Here is a 19,708-nt window from a genome sequence, read left to right as displayed (position 1 = left end):
GAAAAATTCCCGCCTTTTGAGTTTTATGAAGTTTGTGTGTCTTCTTCATCATTTTCTTGTTCAGAAGTTTCATCGCTGACATCCATGCCAGCAGGAGCTGCAATGGTTGCAATGGTAAAGTCTCGATCTTGGATGATGGGAGTCACATCTTTTGGCAGTTGCACTGCTGAAATGTGAATAGAATCACCAATAGAGTAGCTGGAGAGATCAATTTCAATAGCTTCAGGAATAGCACTTGCTGGAGCTGTACATTCAATTTCGTGCCGAACAATATTGAGGACACCACCCTTTTTAAGTCCAGGTGCCGTATCTTCATTGAGGAAGTGGACAGGAATATTCACTTCTACAACGGATTTTGCTGAAATGCGCAAAAAGTCTACATGGAGGGGAAAGTCACGCACGGGATCTAATTGATAATCTTTTGGCAAAACCATAATTTTTTGCTTGTCAAGAATAATCGTTGCAATGGTGGTGCGAAAGCCACCAGCATGAATTTTGTAGAAAATTTCTTTATAGGGAACTGTTATTGCCAAAGGTGGTTGTTTTTCACCATAAATGACAGCAGGAATAAGACCGTTGCGGCGAAGTTCACGGGAGGACCCCTTACCAACCCGCTCGCGTTTTTCGGCCTTAAGAGTGTAGCTTTTGCTCATAATTTAAGTCCTTTTTACATGATTGGAGATCCTTCAAAAACAGTAATAGTTTTTGCATGGATATGAAGATATGCGCTAACCAACAGCGATCACTCCATTCTACGTTGCCTCCAAGGGTGTCTACGCAGAAGTTTGTTCTATAGTTCAAACTATTCATAGATGCAAGAGTTGTGGGAAAAATCGATGATTTCTACCGTTAAAAAGGAGGAAATGTTACAAATTACGGTGTGGATGGAGAATCAACCAATATGTGCTGGCACTGATATGTTCAAAATCAAACACTGGAGATGTTATGAAGGTTGAGATTGCCTTGGGTGAGATGTCAGAAAGTCGTGCTTTGCATAAATCGATGCCAGCACTTCTTGATTTGGAAGAATTATTGGCGACACGTCTTCTTGTACAAGGTAATTCTGGTTCAGGGAAATCACATCTTTTACGCCGTCTTCTGGAGCAAAGTGCTCAGTGGGTGCAGCATTGTGTAATTGATCCAGAAGGCGATTTTGTAACTTTGGCAGATAAATTTGGTCATGTTATTGTAGAGGCTCAACGGAGCGAACTAGAATTGACACGTATTGCGCATCGCATTCGACAACATCGGGTTTCGGTGGTATTTAATCTTGAAGGTTTGGACACTGAACAACAGATGCGTGCTGTAGGGGCTTTCCTTGGGGCACTGTTTGATGTGGAACGTGATTATTGGTATCCTATGCTTGTCGTTGTCGATGAAGCACAATTGTTTGCTCCAACTGCAGCAGGAGAAGTTTCTGATGAAGCGCGTAAAATTTCTTTGAGCGCTATGACCAATCTGATGTGTCGAGGACGTAAACGTGGTCTTGCTGGTGTTATTGCGACACAACGTTTGGCTAAGCTTGCCAAAAATGTTGCGGCTGAAGCTTCAAACTTTTTAATAGGGCGGACTTTTTTAGATATTGATATGGTGCGCGCCGCTGATCTTTTGGGGATGGAGCGTCGCCAAGCGGAAATGTTTAGAGATCTTGAACGGGGAAATTTTATAGCTTTAGGCCCTGCTTTATCACGACGTCCCTTACCAATTATTATCGGTTCTGTTGAAACTTTGGCACGCTCTTCTAGCCCTAAATTAATGCCACTTCCAACAGAGCGGGATGATGTGCAAGAGCTCGTTTTTACTGCTTCACCAGAGGAAATTTTAACGCCATTTAAACAAACACGAGAGCCGATGAGGGAAAAGTCAATGCACGAGATGTTAGAGGAGGTCGTGCATAAAAAACAAGAGTTGTTAGAAGAAAACCCAAGTTTATTTCCTGAACTTTCTGATGTTGAGCGTGACGGGCAAGCAGAACATATTATTCGGGAAATTCTTGAGGATTCTGAAGCTTTTTATCGTTCAACAGCGGTGCTTTATCAAGATTTTTCAGTTCGTTGCCGTATCCATGGGATGTCAAAGGTTCCTTTTAATCTTTCACAATTTCGGCGTAAATTGGCTATTGCTCAGGCTTTTGTTGATGAACAAACGGCTGTCAGTGAACATTGGAAACATATTTTGCAGATATCAGAAAGTTTGGAAGAAGATGTTCAAGGAGTCTTCTTGAACGTGGCACAGGCCGCATTAGGGGGAAAGCCATGTCCATCTGATGCATTTTTAGCACGTCTTTATGGGACTCATTCTTTAAGCCGTGCACGCCGACTTTTAACCTACTTTGAAGAGCGTGGACTTATTGTTATTCACACGCATTTTAGTGGTCAACGTATTGTTGCCTTTCCTGATCTTGGTGTTGAAACAGCACCGGGAGACCCCAAGGAACCACTTTAACCAAATAAGCTGGAAACCGATTGTTCTGCTGCTGTCCTTGCTATTGCTTCTCCCATAAGGTCGGCAATGGGCAAAACACGAATATTATGGGTTTTCTCAATAGCTTGTGTTGGCATAATTGAATCTGTAATAACCAATTCTTTCATCTCTGAATTAGCAATTCGCTCGATTGCATTACCAGAAAGAACACCGTGCGTGATATAAGCTGTGACACTATTGGCACCATGTTTAAGCAGAGCACTTGCTGCATTGCATAAAGTTCCACCTGAATCAACAATATCATCAAGCAAAAGGCAATCTTTTCCCGATACATCTCCAATGATATTCATAACTTCTGATTCACCGGGGCTTTCGCGACGTTTATCCACAATAGCGAGCAAACTGTTCAAGCGCTTGGCAAGCGCGCGCGCGCGAACCACACCACCCACATCAGGTGAAACAACGATAACATTTTCAAGAGAATAATGCACTTTGACATCGCGAGAAATGACAGGAACAGCATAGAGATTATCCGTAGGGATATCAAAAAAACCTTGAATTTGTCCTGCATGAAGGTCTAGTGTTAAAACACGATGGGCCCCTGCTTCAGTAATGAGGTTGGCAACAAGTTTTGCAGAAATAGGAGTTCGTGGTCCTGGTTTTCTATCTTGGCGGGCATAGCCAAAATAGGGGATAACAGCTGTAATACGACGCGCAGAAGAACGACGAAGGGCATCAATCATGATGAGTAATTCCATCAAATGATCATTTGCGGGATAGGATGTAGATTGCAAAACAAAAACATCTTGTCCACGTACATTTTCATGCAGTTCTACGAAAATTTCTTGATCAGCAAAGCGCTTTACAGTTGCTTTGCCTAAGGGGATGTTCAAATAATTTGCAACATCTTCAGCTAGGCGTGGATTAGAATTTCCGCAGAAAAGTTTCATAGTAGAACCTCTGAATCATCATGGTGGGAATGCGACACGGTTTTTAATTTCTTTTTATTAAATTGCAAGAGAGCAATTACAAAAGCCTTACAATTTTATCGATTATTATAAAAGAGCTATGCAGTATGTTTTCTCTTTTTCCAAAAGTTTATTACTTTTAGAGCAAAGTTTTTTCTCCATGCGGCAAAGAAATACATATTGATTAAGCTTTTTGGTTATTATTTTATAAAAAATGTTTTCAATATGGAGAATGTTTCATATTGAAGATGAATGAAGGGGAGTAATAAAAAGAAGTATCATCTTGCCTTCAATCATTATAACCAAACATTGAAAATGATCATAGCGAAGGCTATCATATTTTATGGGCTGCTAGATAATTTCGTGAAAAAAGCAAAGTACAATGGGATTTATTTTTCCATTTGGGTAAAAAGTTTAGTTTTGCAGTTTTGGTATTGTTCTCAAGCATAAAAGGGGCTCATCTTTTGTTTTTCAGCATAATAGCGGAAATTTGCCGTCCGTAATCGGGTTCGTTGCGGTGAATTGCACGGCGATAGGAGAAAAAACGCTGTTCATCTTGATAGGTACAAAGCTCTACACAAGAAGCATTAACGCCTGCTTCTTTGAGTTTGTTTATAATAAATGCCCATAGATTAAAGCGAAAATGATTGACTTTTTCTGTTTTTAAAAAATATTTTTGAAATTTGCTATGGCTCTCCATAAATTGGTCGTAAAATTCACTTGTTACTTCGTAGTGGCATGGACCAATACAAGGTCCAAGGACTGCTGTTATTGATTGTCTTTTGGCTCCTTGTTTTTCCATAACAGCAATTGTTTTCTCGATAATTCCATTTAAGCTTCCACGCCAGCCAGCATGAGTTGCAGCGATGACTCCAGCTTGTGGATCAGCAAACAGAATGGGGCCGCAATCTGCTGTAAGAACCCCAATAACGAGTTCTGGGGTGGTCGTAACTAGAGCATCAGCTTGAGGAGGGGTACCGATAGTTGCTTGATGAGCTACGACAACGTTACAGGAGTGTATTTGATTGACTGTGACTAAATTTTTCGCCTCAATAGAAAAATAATTGACGATCAAAAGACGATTCTGTACGATATGTTCAGGTTGATCATTTGAACCTTTCCCAACATTAAGACTATGATAAAGATTTTTTGAAACACCACCTTGACGTGTAAAAAATCCATGTTTTATCCCATGGCTGTGTAAAGTAGAAAGATTTTTTGCAAGAATGGGATGAGGGATAGATTTCATAAAAGTTCCTTATGGAGATTATTTGAAATGAGGATGGAGATGTTCATATTTGTCAATGAATATTTCAGATAATGATGTGCTTATTGACAAAAGCGCTGATCATCAAAATTGGGGAGGGATGGAGATGTTTTTATTACTGAAATGTAAAACTTTAAATAATTTTCCCATCTGATCTGGACCAGCGAGCCGTTCGATGTCTTGGCGGATTTTATCTTGCAAAGGAGTGCTTTTTCCCACTCCAAGCTGTTTTGCGCGCTCCAGTAGCCCCATTTTAAAAAGAAATTCTCCTTGCTCGAAGATTTCAGCAAAACAGCCCTGTTCAAGAGCGATGGTTTTTAAAAAAGAAAAATCAACATGGGATGTTAAGTCATGTTCACCAGGGGCATCGAAAACATCACGAAATCTATGTTTTGAGAGAGCTTGCAGCGTATCACCAAAAGCAAGATCACAAGCACCATAGTCGATAAGTAAAGCAGAACCTGTTACTTGCACTAAATGGTGGCTGATTTGTTTCATGAACTGATGTCGTAAGGGGGCATGTTCAAAAATTGTTCCGTCAGGCACTTTAGAACAATAGGTTTGTAGACAAGAAGAGGGAAGTCTATGTGGGGCAGCAATAAAGATGAAATCTCCATTTTGATTGACTGTAATGCAGCGCTCTTTCCATTCTCCATTGACTTTAATATATTGGTTGATAGGGAGTGTATCGAGAAATTCATTAGCAATGAGGAAGAGAGGTTTTGAAGGAATTTGATTAAAATTTTCAATGCTATGGATTTGTTTTTGATAAGAGCAAAGGCGTTTTTTTTGTTCTTTTGCAAGTTTTTTGCTTATTTCTATCAGAAAAATTTCAGCAGCATTAAATGCCGTTTGAGAGAGCTTTTGGATAGTTCGCAAAATGTCATCCATCAAAGTTCCACGTCCTGGACCTATTTCAGCGAGAATAAAAGGATAAGGACAACCTTGAGCTTTCCAGCTTGCAAGAGTCCAAATGCCAATCATCTCTCCAAATAGTTGGCTTATTTCAGGTGCTGTAATGAAATCACCAGCACGTCCAAAAGGTGTTTGTGTTTGATAATAACCAAATTGAGGATCGGTGAGTGCCAACGTCATATATTGGCTAACAGTGATTGGTCCATTAAGGGCAATAATTTCTTTAATTTTTTCTTTGAGACTGGCCATTTTCTGTCGATTTATATTTAAAGGCATGGAGAAGAAGATATCCCCCTAAAAGAAACATGGGAAGAGATAAAGCCATGCCATAGGTAAAACCAGTAGAATGGAAAAGTGTGGAAAACCATTCTGGATCTTCCTGAGGAGCACGGTAAATTTCAGAAATGCTGCGTGCTATTGCATAGCCTATAATAAATATCCCTGATACAGTACCGGGACGTTTTAATGCTTTGAACCAAAAAATAAGAAGACACAGGATGATGAAGAGAAGAAATCCTTCCATAAATGCTTCATAAAGTTGACTTGGATGGCGCGGTAAATAGTAAGGATCGAGAGGAAAACAAACAGCCCAAGGATGTGTAGTAATATTGCCCCATAACTCTTGGTTGATGAAGTTGCAAATTCGTACAATGCCGATACCAATAGGAGCACCTGCAGCAATGATATCAAACATGGCTCGTATGTTAATATGATTTTTACGGGCAAACCAGATCATAGCAATGATAATACCAATAAGTCCGCCATGAAAGGACATTCCCCCATCCCATACGGCAATGATAGCACTTGGATGGTTAAAATAGTAAATGGGATCCCATACAAGAACTTGTCCTAAACGTCCTCCAACAACAACACTTATGGCAGACCAGACAACAAAATCTCCGATCTTCTCTTTATCCATAGGAGGGTGGTTTCTATACCATAGAGATGTTTTTTTTAATAAATTTTGCGCATACCACCAAGCAAAAAGAATACCCAGCACGTAACCAAGTCCATACCAATGAAGTGTTATAGGACCTAGCTGGATAATGACAGGATCAAGAAAAGACGGAAAAGCAATGGCTGGACAAGACAAATTGTTCATGAGTTAAGCATCTTACATTATGAGATGAATATGAAGTGACTCTGATGATCAGAAATGACAGATGAATGCACAATGGTCAAGTCAGTAGGGAGGCTAGACAGAAAGGGTGATAGATTTCCACTGATTTATCGCGGTAAAAAAATATGGTGATAAAAGGAGTATTAAAAACTCTTAAACAAAATCGTTATGAAAAGTCTACATAGTATGTAAAATATAGAGTAAAAGGAACAAATTACAGTATCTAAATGTTATGAGAATACGCTATAATGCGTGCGTCAATAATTAAAATTTAAGGAAAAATGTTATGCGTAATGGATCAAACCGTATTTTTGATGAATTAGCAAAATTAGCAACGGATGCTGCTGACGTTGCGCAAGGCATACGACGTGAAGCTGGAACAGCTTTTCGTGTGCAGGCTGAAAAGATAGCAAACAAACTTGATCTTGTTTCTCGCGAAGAGTTTGAGACTTTTAAGGAGATGGTGCTGAAAATCCATGCTGATAATGCTGATTTGAAAAGGCGCCTTGATGATTTAAAAAAAGATGATTTAAAAAACGCAGACACAAAAAAGTAAAATAGTTTCTTAAAAAAAGAATCTTCAAAAAATATCCCCAATTTTTCAATATGATGCGTGAAACTAAAAAATGCTTAATCTTGAGTCTGTTAGAGCGGAGCATTTGTTTATTTTTGATTTTTTTGGGGGTAAAATACATTTTTTTGAATCAGGGGGGCTGGCGCTATGAAATTGTATCAATACACTGAAAAGACTTGATGATTCGTTTTATGATTATCAGGTTGCCCTAAACAGCGCGATTGTGTTCTGGGTGTTTGTGTACTGTCGATGTTTTTATGTGTATTTGTTTGGTGTAAAGGTTCTGATTGTAGCAAAATATTGTTACAGTTTAGATGGTTTATATTCTGTTGACAATGTTTAAAGATGATTGAGGATTGTGATGAGGCTTGCATTTTGCGCCACAGAAAGAAAAGAGCACCCTGTTGATTTTATCGAACAGATTGCCTGTGAATATGATTGGTCATTTGAGCGGGATGCACAAGATGAAATTAGCGTTTGTGTGGAAGGAAAACGTGCAAACTATCGTCTTGCTTTTTCATGGATGGAAGAGCATGAAGCACTTCATTTAGCTTGTTCGTTTGATCTTTCTATAAAAAATGCTCAAACAGCTGAAATACAGCGCTTATTGCTAGCAATTAATGAAAAGTTGTTGTTGGGACATTTTGATTACTGGCAAAGGAATAATTCAGTTATTTATCGACAAGGTCTTCTTTTGGCTGGTGGGATGCATCCATCTCATATACAGGTTGAAACATTGTTGATACATGCACTTAAAGTCTGTGAAAGCCATTATGTTGCATTTCAGATGGTTGCTTTGTCGGGAGAAAGTGCTTACAAGGCACTACAGTACACTTTGTTTGAAACTGTAGGGAATGCCTAAAATATACAGTCTGTTATTTTTACAGACGGTTTGCTGAAATATTACTCATAGGGGGATATCAAGAATAGCGCGCACCCCCCCTAGAGGGCTCTCATCTAATTGTATGTTGCCACCGTGGCTGCGTGCTATGTCTTGGGCAATAGAAAGACCAAGTCCTGTTCCACTTGCATCTTGATTTCGCGCTTTATCAAGTCGAAAGAATGGCTTAAAAACTTCTGTGCGCATATTTTCATGAATTCCAGGTCCATTATCATCGATTATCAATATAAAAGATTCTAGTTGAGAGTTAGCGGTTAGTTTAACGGTCGTACCGTAACAAAATGCATTTGATACAAGATTGCTGACTAAGCGTGTGAAAGCACGGGGACGTACTTGTATTTCTGTAGGACCTTCAATAGTGTAAGAAAATTGACGTTTGTGAAGATGAGCATCGGCGGAGAATTTTTGCATAAGAGCATTTAAATCAAAAGTTTTGACACTTTCACTTCCTTCACCACGAGCAAAAGCAAGATAATCTTCTAACATATTTTGCATGTCACTTACATCTTGCTCAAGCGGTTTAATATCAAAGTCAGTATTTGCTAATGCTAGCTGAAGTTTAAAGCGTGTAAGAATGGTTCTTAAATCATGACTTACTCCTGAGAGCATCATGGTACGTTGCTCAATTTGGCGTTCAATACGTTCACGCATGCGTACAAAAGCGATGCCTGCACGACGAACTTCATCAGCTCCTTGTGGTTGAAATCCTTTTGGTAAAGGACGACCGCGTCCAAAGCTTTCTGCTGCTTCAGCCAATTGTTGAATCGGTTTGATTTGATTGCGCAAAAAGTAAATTGCTATCAGCAATAAAACAAGAGCTGTTCCTACCATCCAGCTTAAAAAAATAGCAGTATTGGAAGCATAAGCTTGGCTGCGTGGAGCAAAGACGCGTAAGATATTGTGACCAAGGTGGATGCGGATTTCAACAAGATCAGAATCTCCTACAGTATCGATCCAGAAGGGACGGTTAATTTGGCGGGTGATTTCTTCACTTAGAAAATAATCAAGAATTGCAAAAAATGGCTTAGGTCCTGGTGGGGGTAAGGGGGCAGGAGATAAAATAGAAATGTTTAATCCCATACGTTGTTGTGCAATACGCTTGATATCTTCATAGTTATCTTGTTGTGGATATGTTTCAAGAATATCAATAATGGCTGAAATATCATGCACGACAGCAGTTGAAAGACGCTCGGTTACCATTTGCCAATGACGTTCCATAAAGACGTAAGCAATGACCGTTTGCAGAAGCACCATGGGAGCAATAATAATGATCAAAGAACGAGCATAAAGCCGTTTAGGCATCTTTTTCGTTAGCCATCGAAAAAAAAATCTTAAAGGTTTGAACATTGTGCGCCTATTCAATTGAGAGTTTATACCCTATTCCTCGCACAGTTTGGAGCCATATAGGGAGTGCTGGATTTTTTTCTATTTTACGACGAAGGCGGTTGATCTGCACATCAATGGCACGTTCACTTATATTGCTGTCATCGGTCGCAAATTTATGGCGCGGAATTGTATCGCCTGCATTTTCGGCAAAAATGACCATCATTTCTTGCTCTTTATCTGTTAATTTAATAATTTCTCCTCCTTTTTTGAGTTCGCGTCGTGAAATTGAAAATATATAAGGACCAAAAACGATTTGCTCAATTTTGGGTTGGCTAAGGGGAAAACCTCGTCGTAAAATGGCGTTGATGCGAAGGAGAAGTTCACGAGGGTCAAACGGCTTAGCCAGATAATCATCTGCCCCTGCTTCTAATCCACGGATACGATTGTCTATTTCTGATAAAGCTGTTAGCATGAAGATAGGGACATTTTTTGTTTGGCGGAGTGAATGAGTGAGGTCAATACCGTTTTCACCAGGCATCATGACATCAACAATAAGAAGATCAAAATCTAAACTTGCCAATAGTCGTCTTGCTTCATTCGCATTGGCTGAAACTGAAACACGAAATCCATTTTTAATGAGAAACTGAAATAAAAGATTGCGAATACGTGTATCGTCATCAATCACAAGAAGGTGAGGGGCATCGTCACACAAAACTTGAACGTGATTGCTCATTCTTAAAAAAACCTTGATAAAAATTTAGTTTACACAAAATGCAAGTTTACATAAGTTGTATAAAGCTGTCGAGCAGCACCTTTACCTTAAAGGAAAGAAAGTTTTATTTATAAATTTAAAAAAGTTATTTTTGAAAAGGATATTATGGGTAGTCTTAATATACATATTATTCCAGTTACGACATTCCAACAAAATTGCACTTTGCTTTTTGATAGTGAATGTAAAACGGGGGTTCTCGTTGATCCTGGTGGTGATTGGCCACGAATTCAAGACGTAATCGAAAAGAATGGTGTTATCGTTGAGGCTATTTGGATAACACATGGTCATTTTGATCATGTAGGAGCAGCAATGCAAGTGAAAGAAGCGCTTAATGTAAAAATTATCGGTTCACATCGCGATGATAAGCCTGTGATGGATGCCGTGAGCGAAAGCGCAAAAAATTATGGCATCACTGATGCTTGCATCTGTATTCCTGACCAATGGTTAGAAGATGGTGAGTGCGTTCATTTTGCTGGACATGTGTTTAAGGTTTTTCACACCCCAGGACATTCCCCTGGTCACGTTATTTATTTCAATGAAAAAGAGCGCTTAGCCCTCTTGGGTGATGTTCTCTTTCGTGGTTCTATTGGACGTACGGACTTCCCCTTCTGTTCTTATGAAAAATTGATGCAATCTCTTCGAGAAAAAGTTTTACCCTTAGGCGATGATGTTTGTTTTATCTGTGGGCATGGTCCCAAAAGTAGCATAGGCTATGAGCGCCAAAATAATCCTTTTCTTCAAGATTTTAATATATGAGCAAATAAAAAACGCTTTGAAGCGTTTTTTTTTGCCATTTAAGACTTTTTAGTAGGGCAGAACAGAAGTTAATTTATTGGGGCATAACAAACGTGTTCCAAACCATTACGGTCTCGGAAAGTTCCTGTTTTAGGGTTGAAAGAACGGTATTTTTTCTTGCAATAGTTAAGCCAATCAGATTCTAATGATTGTTGTACTGGCTCATATTCCACCGTTTGCGGAGCTTCATAAATTATCTGTTCTTGTGGAACCTGTTGATATACAATTTGATGCTGTGGTGCGGTTTGATAAACAACTTGTGGCTGTTCTGATTTTTTAAAAATTTTGCCGAGAAGTGCACCTGCTGCAAGAGCAAGAATGCCCATTGCTAAAGCTTCTCCTGAGTTATTTATATTAATACTACTGTGTTTTGTCTTTTTGCGCTCGACATAATGATATGTCTTGTGTTCAACATGATGGTGTTGTTGTGCTCCCCATTTATGGCTAACATAATGACGCGTGTGGGGGTTATCAAAAGAGTGATGTTCACTATGAGAAAAATGGGAGCTAAAATTGTGAGACGGTAAACCAGCCTCCCTTCTCATGTCATAGTTATGATACCATGCCATATCTGCAAGCGTTGGATTTAATGGCATCAAAACGGTTGCAGTAGACATTGCTGATAATACCGCTAATCTGAAGAGTTTTTTCATAATGATGCTCCTTGTGTCAATTCGTATTTTTCACATCCTACACGTTTCAAACTGAATAGAGACTGAACAATTTTGGACTTTATTGTGACAAAAAAATAAAAATTCATTTAGTTAAAACTATTATCAATACAATAAAATAAAATCATGACAGAATTTTGATTTCAATTAATGTACTCTTCTTAAGATTAATTAAGCAGCTTGTATTTAGAGCACCAGATTTTTTACTATTGGTTATAAATTATTTATTGATGAGTAATTTTTTATTGCTTGATACAATATGAATTGAACAATAGGTGTATGAACAAAAGTTATCGTTTTTTATTATAGGCTTATGGTGCTAAGATAGAACCTTATTTGTGTGATTGAATACAGTCCTGTTTGACCACTCTCTTGTGAGGCTAAATATTGAGTTCGATATCATATTATAACTGTATAAATATAATATATTGCGGGAACTTTTTTTGATATATGGGAAACATTCTTGTTGGGATATGGCTGTTAGTTTGACAGTATTGGCATAACAAAATGCATTTGACACAAGATTGCTGATGAGACGCCTGAAGGCACGTGGGCGTGCTTGTATTGGTGTAGGGCTTTCAATGGTGTAGGAAAATTGACGTTTGTGAAGATGCACATCGGTAGAGAATTTTTGCATAAGAGCATTTAAATCAAAAGTTTTAACACACTCACTTTCTTCACTACGGGCAAAAGCAAGGTAATCTTCTAACATGTTTTGCGTGTCGCTCACATCTTGTTCAAGCAGCTTGATATCAAAGTCAGTATTTGCTAACGCTTGCTGAAGTTTAAAACGGGTGAGAATGGTTCTTAAATCATGGCTTACACCCGAAAGCATCGTGGTGCGTTGTTCGATATAGTTAGAAGATGGTGAGTGTGTGTATTTTGCTGGACATGAGTTTAGGGTTTTACATACACTGGGGCATTCCCCTGGTCATGTTATTTATTTCAATGAAAAAGAGCGCTTAGCCCTCTTGGGTGATGTTCTCTTTCGTGGTTCTATTGGACGTACGGACTTCCCCTTCTGTTCTTATGAAAAATTGATGCAATCTCTTCGAGAAAAAGTTTTACCCTTAGGCGATGATGTTTGTTTTATCTGTGGGCATGGTCCCAAAAGTAGCATAGGCTATGAGCGCCAAAATAATCCTTTTCTTCAAGATTTTAATATATGAGCAAATAAAAAACGCTTTGAAGCGTTTTTTTTTGCCATTTAAGACTTTTTAGTAGGGCAGAACAGAAGTTAATTTATTGGGGCATAACAAACGTGTTCCAAACCATTACGGTCTCGGAAAGTTCCTGTTTTAGGGTTGAAAGAACGGTATTTTTTCTTGCAATAGTTAAGCCAATCAGATTCTAATGATTGCTGGAGTGGCTCATATGCCACCGTTTGCTGCACTTGATAAACTCTTTGATTTTGCGGAACTTTTTGATAAATTACCTGATTTTGTGGTACTATTTGATAAACCACTTGTGGCTGTTCTGGTTTTTTTAAAATTGTACCAAGAATCGTACCTGTTGCAAGACCAAGAATACCCACCGCTAAAGCATCTCCTGAGTTATCTATATGAATATTACTGTGTTTTGTCTTTTTGCGCTCGACGTAATGATATGTTTTGTTTTCAACATGATGATAATGGTGGTGGTGGTGATGATGGTGTTGTTGTTGTTCCGTCTTACTATGTTTGGCTACAGACCTTTCATGTTTGGCTTTAAATCTTCTCTTGTCGTCATCAGAACTCTTGTGGAAATCATCAACAAACTTTTGGAAATCATCAGATAAAAAGCTACGTTTTTTATCAGAACAATGGGAGCGAGAAAAACCGCAAGGCAGAATATCAGCTTTCTTCCTCATTTCCCTTATCGCATCATCTGTTTCTTTACGCATCTTCCTCATCATATCATCTATTTCTCTCGAGATAGAGTCACTACGATTCCATGCCATATCCGCAAGCGTTGCATTTAGCGGCATCAAAACGGTCACAGTTGACATTGCTGATAATACCGCTAACCTGATCACTTTTTTCATAATGATGCTCCTTGTGTAAATTCGTATTTTTCACATCCTACACGTTTCAAACTGAATAGAGCCTGAACAATTTTGGACTTTATTGTGACAAAAAAATAAAAATTTATTTAGTTAAATCTATCGCGGAGACAGTAAAATGAAATCATAACAGAATTTTGATTTCAATTAATGTACTCTGCTTGAGGTTAATTAATAAGTTTGTATTGAGAGTCCACGATTTTTTACTATGGAATATAAACTCTTTATTTAGGGATAATTTTTTATTGTTTGGTACAATATGAATTGAACAATAGGGATATGAATAAAAGTTATCATTTTTTATCATAGGCTTATGGTGCTATGATAAAGTCTTATTTTACTTTATTTGTATTATAGGACAGTGTCCTATTTGAATATTTTCTTGTAAGGATAAATAATATTGAGTTAGATATCAGAGTATAACTGTATAAAGATAATATATTTTAGAAATTTTTTATAAAATGTTCTCTCTCATGTTGTTTTAGACAAATTGAAGCACCCTTGATGTTGGAGGTTGTCTATTTTTCGGATAACGCTGTTTGCTTTTGAGCTTTCGTCTTTTTTTAGAAGAGCTGAAGATTATTTTATGCGGTTTGAAATTTTTTGCTCCTTCATTGATTGCGTTTTTTTCGTTTTATTGTTGCTTGATTAGGGGTGTTTTTACGAGATTTTCCTTTTTGATTTTCCAAAATACCAGTGTCCATGGTTGGTCCCATGTGTGCAAGGTTTGGTTTGGAGAAAAGACTTGGTTGTAATACGCGCTCATGGGTGGATTGTTCGCTATGATGTGTTAAGGGATTTTCCGCGAGTTCTAGTTCTATCTTTTGTAATTGTTTGATTTCATCGCGAAGGTGTGCTGCTTCTTCAAAATTAAGATCAGCAGCTGCTTCATGCATTAATTTTTCGAGGTGTTTAATATGAGATGCTAAATTGTTGCCAACCATATTTTTTTTCTCGATGACATCAGGGATATTTGTACGAATATGGTTGTTTTCATAGCATGAATTGAGAATATCTCCGATATTTTTTTTGATACTTTTCGGTGTGATATGGTGTTCTTCATTATAGGCTATTTGTTTTTGTCGACGTCTTTGTGTCTCCTGTAAGGCTCGTTTTATGGAACCAGTGATCGTATCTGCATAGAGGATAACACGGCCATCTACGTTACGTGCAGCACGTCCGATTGTTTGTATGAGGGAAGTTTCAGAGCGCAAAAAGCCCTCTTTATCGGCATCTAGAATGGCAACAAAACCACATTCTGGAATATCTAAGCCTTCTCGGAGCAAGTTGATACCGATGAGGACATCAAAGGTGCCAAGCCGAAGATCGCGTAGAATTTCAATGCGTTCTAATGTATCAATGTCGGAATGCATATAGCGTACACGAATACCTTGTTCGTGGAGATATTCCGTTAAATCTTCGGCCATACGCTTGGTTAGGACGGTCACTAGTGTGCGGTAGCCTTTTTGAATTGTTTTACGAATTTCATTCACAACATCATCGACTTGATTTTTGGCTGGACGAACCTCTGTTGGTGGGTCAACAAGCCCTGTGGGGCGAATAACTTGTTCTGCAAAAGTACCGTGAGATTGTTCTATTTCCCACCGTCCAGGTGTTGCGGAGACAGCAATCGTTTGTGGGCGCATAGCATCCCATTCTTCAAAGCGCAAAGGACGGTTATCCATACAAGAAGGGAGGCGAAAACCATATTCTGCTAAGGTTGCTTTTCTGCGAAAATCACCTCGGTACATACCACCAATTTGGGGAATGGTTACATGGCTTTCATCGATAAAAACAAGAGAATTGAGTGGAATATATTCGAATAAAGTTGGGGGTGGTTCACCGGGATTTCGTCCTGTTAAATAACGTGAATAATTTTCAATTCCTGGACATGAACCGGTGGTTTCCAACATTTCCAAATCAAAAACTGTACGTTGTTCTAAACGTTGTGCTTCTAAAAGACGTCCAGCTTCGTTCAACTCATCGAGGCGTTGAACGAGTTCCATTTTGATAGATTTCATCGCTTGGTTAAGTGTTGGGCGTGGTATTACGTAGTGTGAGTTGGCATAAATTTTAATTGATTGAAGATCGCCTGTTTTTTGTCCGGTGAGAGGATCAAATTCCGTAATTGTTTCCACTTCATCGCCAAAGAGCGAAATACGCCAAGCACGATCTTCGAGGTGGGCAGGGAAAATTTCGATTGTATCCCCTCGTACACGAAAGGAACCACGAACGAAGTTGATATCTTGTCGATAATACTGTTGAGAGACTAAATCAGCCAAGAGTTTTCGTTGATTGAGTTTGTCCCCTTTTTCTATTTCGAAGGTCATGGCCGTATAGGTTTCTACGGAACCAATTCCGTAGATGCAGGAGACAGATGCGACGATAATAACATCATCACGCTCTAAGACAGCGCGTGTTGCAGCATGGCGCATACGGTCGATTTGTTCATTAATTGAGGATTCCTTTTCAATATAAGTGTCTGAGCGTGCAACATAGGCTTCTGGTTGATAATAGTCATAATAGGAAACAAAATATTCGACGGCATTATGGGGAAAAAAACTTTTAAATTCCCCATAAAGCTGCGCTGCTAGAGTTTTATTGGGAGCTAAAATCAGAGCTGGACGCTGTGTTTTTTCAATGATATTGGCCATTGTATAGGTTTTCCCTGAGCCGGTAACACCCAAAAGCACTTGTGTACGTTCATTTTTTTGAATTCCCTCAACCAGAGTTTTAATGGCTTGAGGTTGATCTCCCGCTGGTTTAAAAGATGTTTCGAGTTGAAATGGAATACCACCTTCAGATTTTTCAGGACGAATGGGGCGGTGAGGTGTCCATAATGCACCATTCTTAAAAAGAGGATTACCTGAAGCAATAAGAGCAGAAAGAGCTTCTACTGTTGCAGTAACACCATTTTTCATTGTTGTATCCTTTGATAGAAAAGTGCTGGTGATTTTAAAGAAAATACTAATTTTTACAAATTTATTACGACAACAGCAAAACGTTATTGAACAGATTTGTTTTGGTTTATTGGAGCCTTCATTAGGATATTGATCAAGTTTTTTATGAGACAAATTCTTCGAAGTATTTCTTTGGAAGGAGCATATTTGTGGTTGTTCGTGAACACTATTGTATTTTTGCCATGATGATATTCAAGAGGGCATAAGTTATTATGGCTGTTATGGAGAATAATCGGTACGTTTGGGCATTAAAGACATTGTATATGTGTGATAAAGATCATTTCCATCTTTAAATGAAAGATAACGAGATGACACCCAACCTATTTGAGTGTTATATCGGATATGGCACCAATTTCCTTCACAGTTTTTAACAAAAACTAATTCTCCAGCAGAGATTAAGCCGCAAAGTGCATATTGAGTGCTGGGACCTGTTCTAAAATTAAGATTTCTCGTAACAAAAGCATCTGCTGCCTCTGATATTGTTGTGGCTAAAAAGAAAGAGCCAAACATAAAAAAAATGACGATTTTTTTCATTTTTCTGTAAAGAATTTCTTTAGAGATTTTCTATCCTTCTCTCTTCATATTCTATATAATTTCTTTTACTAGATTATGATAAAACAGAAAAAAATACAATTCTTTCTTCTTTAGGACACTTTAAAGAGAAGAGTGAAGTTTAACGTTTTAAACACCAAAATGAGATGTTTTAATCACTATTTGTGCATGTTTTGTTTCCTTTATTTATTTTTATATGGAAAACAGCGATACTGTACTATATAATAAAAAAGATCGTAGTTTTCGGATTCCAAAAGTAATTTTGGAAGCCGTTTTTTGTATTTTTATTAAACCTTCCGTGTAATAGAAAGGGACGGATTATGGAAAAAGTTCCGATGACTACAGCTGGTTTTGAGAGTCTTAAAGAAGAGTTGCGTTGGCGTCAACAACAGGAGCGTCCGCGAATTATTGAAGCAATTTCTGAGGCGCGTGCGCATGGTGATTTATCTGAAAATGCTGAGTATCATGCAGCTAAAGAAGCACAAAGTCATAATGAGGGGCGTATAAATGAGCTTGAAGATTATATCGCACGAGCAGAAGTTATAGATGTCTCGCGTCTTTCAGGTGACAAAATAAAATTTGGTGCAACCATTAAACTCTTGGATGAGGATACTGAGGAAAAAAAAGTGTATCAGATCGTAGGGGATCAAGAAGCTGATGTAAAGGTTGGTAAAATCTCTATTTCTTCGCCTATCGCACGTGCACTTATTGGCAAGCAAGAAGGTGATGTGATTGAGGTGAATGCACCAGGTGGTGCGCATAATTACGAGATCATTAAGGTTCAGTACATCTAAATAACATATGGATTATTATGCGTGTATCTTTGGACGAAACTGAAATTATTGCGCCTCACTTTAAAAGGCGTTTGTCGGGAGTAACATCTACGATTATTCAGCTTATTCCACTGCAACGCGAACAGGGTGTGCGTATATCCACTTTGGGGTTTGGTTTACCACGAACTTTACCAACTCTTGCCTTTAGGGACCTTTTCGGACTTTGGAAAAGTCCGAAAGGGAAGCCGTTTCGTATTTGGCATGCACGACGCAATATTGAGATGCTTTGTGGGATCTTTTTGCGCGATGTTTTGCGAATGAAGCTGAAACTTATCTTCACATCGGCTTCACAACGTCATCATAAGCCTTTTACCAAATGGTTGATTCGCTGTATGGATAGGGTTATCGCTACCAGTACACGTACGGGCGTCTATTTAGAAGTGCCTCATAAGGTTATTATGCATGGGGTGGATGTGAGGCGTTTTACTCCACCACACACTCTTGATGATTACTTTTCTTCGACAGGATTTCCAGGAAAATATGCGGTAGGATGTTTTGGGCGTCTGCGCTACTCAAAGGGAACAGATTTATTTGTTGATGCCATGATAGCATTATTGCCTGACTATCCTGAATGGACAGCACTTATCGCTGGTCGTACGACAGAGCAATATTATCATTTTGAAAAAGAATTACGCCAAAAGATTGCTAAGGCTGGTCTGGATGATCGCATTATTTTTCTTGGTGAGATTCTGGACATCCCTTTATGGTACCGTCGTTTAACACTTTATGTTGCACCCTCTCGTACAGAAGGTTTCGGTTTAACACCATTAGAAGCAATGGCATCACAGGTTGCGGTTGTAACGAGTGATGCAGGAGCTTATAAAGAATTGGTTGTAGAAGCGACAGGAACAGTTGTAAAAGCAGGAGATGGAGCGGCTTTAACAGCAGCAATTGAACCTTATTTTGCTGATGTAGAAAAAACATTGGCATCCGGAAAGAAAGCTTTAACCCATGTTCGTACGCACTTTCCTTTGGAAAAAGAGGCAAGCAAGATTGAAAGTGTTTACAAAGAACTGTTTGCAGAAAAAAGACTTTGATTATTATATCAAAAATCTTCTTGAGGAATGATAAAAGTATTTTCCTTAAAGGTTTTTCATAGTTATCAAGAAAACAGCTCAATGATATAAATATTATTTTACAAAATTTATATTGTCTTTAGTAGAACACTATAAGAAGTTCCCAAAATTTTGGATAAAAGATTAAAAATGTATACGCTTGAGAGCGATATGTAGTTTATGATAAAGCATACTAGGAGAGAAGAAAGCTACTTTTATTCATTGATATTTTAGAATAAGAAAATAATGCTTTAACTCAAGTCTGGGGATTTATGCACTATCTTATACGGGGTCGTGCTGATATTGTTGGTTTTGTAAGACTTAAATAGATAGCAAAAAAAACGTTTTCTTGTCTTAAAAAGATAATGATGGTATCTCCATGGATAAAATAGTCGTACATATTTTCAATAAATTCATGATAAGATGGATTTAAGATCAATATATATATATATATATGATTTTTATAGATAACTTACCTTTTCAATTTGAATAAGAGCTTTGAGTAGCGTAAGATTTTCTTATGTCAAATCTGTT

The 19,708-nt window shown here is 38.2% G+C and carries 17 protein-coding genes and 2 pseudogenes; 7 read left to right on the top strand and 12 right to left on the bottom strand.

Features of this window, described 5'->3' with window-relative positions:
- Positions 1 to 23: 23 nt before the first annotated feature.
- Positions 24 to 653 carry a 50S ribosomal protein L25/general stress protein Ctc gene (locus ACFINX_RS01700; protein WP_375611180.1) on the bottom strand — a complete coding sequence of 210 codons (630 nt, stop codon included), beginning with the start codon at positions 651 to 653 and terminating at the stop codon, positions 24 to 26.
- A gap of 292 nt (positions 654 to 945) precedes the next feature.
- Between ACFINX_RS01700 and ACFINX_RS01695 the strand changes: the two genes are divergently transcribed.
- On the top strand, positions 946 to 2,445 hold the full coding sequence (locus tag ACFINX_RS01695) for a helicase HerA domain-containing protein (protein ID WP_375612981.1): 1,500 nt from the start codon (positions 946 to 948) through the stop codon (positions 2,443 to 2,445).
- Here the strand turns inward: ACFINX_RS01695 and ACFINX_RS01690 are convergent.
- From ACFINX_RS01690 to lgt, 4 genes are all read right to left on the bottom strand, one after another.
- Positions 2,442 to 3,374 (bottom strand): ribose-phosphate pyrophosphokinase, encoded by a 933-nt coding sequence (locus ACFINX_RS01690; protein WP_375606345.1) that lies wholly within the window; start codon positions 3,372 to 3,374, stop codon positions 2,442 to 2,444. The genes ACFINX_RS01695 and ACFINX_RS01690 overlap by 4 nt on opposite strands.
- A gap of 475 nt (positions 3,375 to 3,849) precedes the next feature.
- Entirely contained in the window at positions 3,850 to 4,641 is a 792-nt protein-coding gene (pgeF, locus tag ACFINX_RS01685) for a peptidoglycan editing factor PgeF (protein ID WP_375668218.1), read from the bottom strand.
- Between the two features lie 102 nt (positions 4,642 to 4,743).
- On the bottom strand, positions 4,744 to 5,823 hold the full coding sequence (locus tag ACFINX_RS01680) for a class I SAM-dependent methyltransferase (protein ID WP_375668235.1): 1,080 nt from the start codon (positions 5,821 to 5,823) through the stop codon (positions 4,744 to 4,746).
- Positions 5,798 to 6,676, bottom strand: a complete 879-nt coding sequence (lgt, locus tag ACFINX_RS01675) for a prolipoprotein diacylglyceryl transferase (RefSeq protein WP_375622253.1) — start codon at positions 6,674 to 6,676, stop codon at positions 5,798 to 5,800. The genes ACFINX_RS01680 and lgt overlap by 26 nt, the downstream gene beginning before the upstream one ends.
- A 304-nt stretch (positions 6,677 to 6,980) precedes the next feature.
- Here lgt and ACFINX_RS01670 point away from each other — a divergent pair, with 304 nt between their 5' ends.
- Both ACFINX_RS01670 and ACFINX_RS01665 read left to right on the top strand, forming a co-directional pair.
- Positions 6,981 to 7,250 (top strand): accessory factor UbiK family protein, encoded by a 270-nt coding sequence (locus ACFINX_RS01670; protein ID WP_375622252.1) that lies wholly within the window; start codon positions 6,981 to 6,983, stop codon positions 7,248 to 7,250.
- Positions 7,251 to 7,629: 379 nt separating this feature from the next.
- On the top strand, positions 7,630 to 8,130 hold the full coding sequence (locus ACFINX_RS01665) for a YbjN domain-containing protein (RefSeq protein WP_375622251.1): 501 nt from the start codon (positions 7,630 to 7,632) through the stop codon (positions 8,128 to 8,130).
- 45 nt (positions 8,131 to 8,175) lie between these two features.
- On the opposite strand, the gene ACFINX_RS01660 is transcribed toward ACFINX_RS01665, so the two are convergent.
- Positions 8,176 to 9,516 (bottom strand): ATP-binding protein, encoded by a 1,341-nt coding sequence (locus ACFINX_RS01660; RefSeq protein WP_375622250.1) that lies wholly within the window; start codon positions 9,514 to 9,516, stop codon positions 8,176 to 8,178.
- A 7-nt stretch (positions 9,517 to 9,523) separates the two neighbouring features.
- Positions 9,524 to 10,228: a response regulator gene (locus ACFINX_RS01655; protein ID WP_375668217.1), complete on the bottom strand. Its 705-nt coding sequence runs from the start codon at positions 10,226 to 10,228 to the stop codon at positions 9,524 to 9,526.
- 144 nt (positions 10,229 to 10,372) lie between these two features.
- Between ACFINX_RS01655 and ACFINX_RS01650 the strand changes: the two genes are divergently transcribed.
- Positions 10,373 to 11,023, top strand: coding sequence for an MBL fold metallo-hydrolase (locus ACFINX_RS01650; RefSeq protein WP_375617610.1), 651 nt, complete (start codon positions 10,373 to 10,375; stop codon positions 11,021 to 11,023).
- Between the two features lie 68 nt (positions 11,024 to 11,091).
- On the opposite strand, the gene ACFINX_RS01645 is transcribed toward ACFINX_RS01650, so the two are convergent.
- Positions 11,092 to 11,715, bottom strand: a complete 624-nt coding sequence (locus ACFINX_RS01645; RefSeq protein WP_375649438.1) for a BA14K family protein — start codon at positions 11,713 to 11,715, stop codon at positions 11,092 to 11,094.
- 472 nt (positions 11,716 to 12,187) lie between these two features.
- A pseudogene (locus ACFINX_RS01640) lies at positions 12,188 to 12,586 on the bottom strand (two-component sensor histidine kinase); the annotation flags it as partial.
- Positions 12,587 to 12,590: 4 nt separating this feature from the next.
- On the opposite strand from ACFINX_RS01640, the pseudogene ACFINX_RS01635 reads away from it, so the two are divergent.
- Positions 12,591 to 12,902, top strand: a pseudogene (locus tag ACFINX_RS01635) (MBL fold metallo-hydrolase); the annotation flags it as partial.
- 68 nt (positions 12,903 to 12,970) lie between these two features.
- On the opposite strand, the gene ACFINX_RS01630 reads toward ACFINX_RS01635, so the two are convergent.
- The 3 genes from ACFINX_RS01630 to ACFINX_RS01620 form a co-directional block, all read right to left on the bottom strand.
- Positions 12,971 to 13,756: a BA14K family protein gene (locus ACFINX_RS01630; protein ID WP_375668216.1), complete on the bottom strand. Its 786-nt coding sequence runs from the start codon at positions 13,754 to 13,756 to the stop codon at positions 12,971 to 12,973.
- A 629-nt stretch (positions 13,757 to 14,385) separates the two neighbouring features.
- Positions 14,386 to 16,695 (bottom strand): excinuclease ABC subunit UvrB, encoded by a 2,310-nt coding sequence (gene uvrB / locus ACFINX_RS01625; RefSeq protein WP_375668215.1) that lies wholly within the window; start codon positions 16,693 to 16,695, stop codon positions 14,386 to 14,388.
- Positions 16,696 to 16,953: 258 nt separating this feature from the next.
- Entirely contained in the window at positions 16,954 to 17,268 is a 315-nt protein-coding gene (locus ACFINX_RS01620) for an SH3 domain-containing protein (RefSeq protein WP_375612971.1), read from the bottom strand.
- 338 nt (positions 17,269 to 17,606) lie between these two features.
- Between ACFINX_RS01620 and greA the strand changes: the two genes are divergently transcribed.
- A complete protein-coding gene (gene greA / locus ACFINX_RS01615) occupies positions 17,607 to 18,080 on the top strand; it encodes a transcription elongation factor GreA (RefSeq protein WP_007347010.1) in 474 nt (157 codons plus the stop codon).
- Between the two features lie 17 nt (positions 18,081 to 18,097).
- Positions 18,098 to 19,156 (top strand): glycosyltransferase family 4 protein, encoded by a 1,059-nt coding sequence (locus ACFINX_RS01610; RefSeq protein ID WP_375668214.1) that lies wholly within the window; start codon positions 18,098 to 18,100, stop codon positions 19,154 to 19,156.
- The last annotated feature ends 552 nt before the right edge of the window (positions 19,157 to 19,708 follow it).

Origin of the sequence: Bartonella sp. AP36NXGY (assembly GCF_042195865.1) — a bacterium.
Classification (GTDB): Bacteria; Pseudomonadota; Alphaproteobacteria; order Rhizobiales; family Rhizobiaceae; genus Bartonella.
The sequence above is the reverse complement of the archived record's forward strand: the minus strand, read 5'-3'. Positions and strand labels throughout refer to the sequence as shown.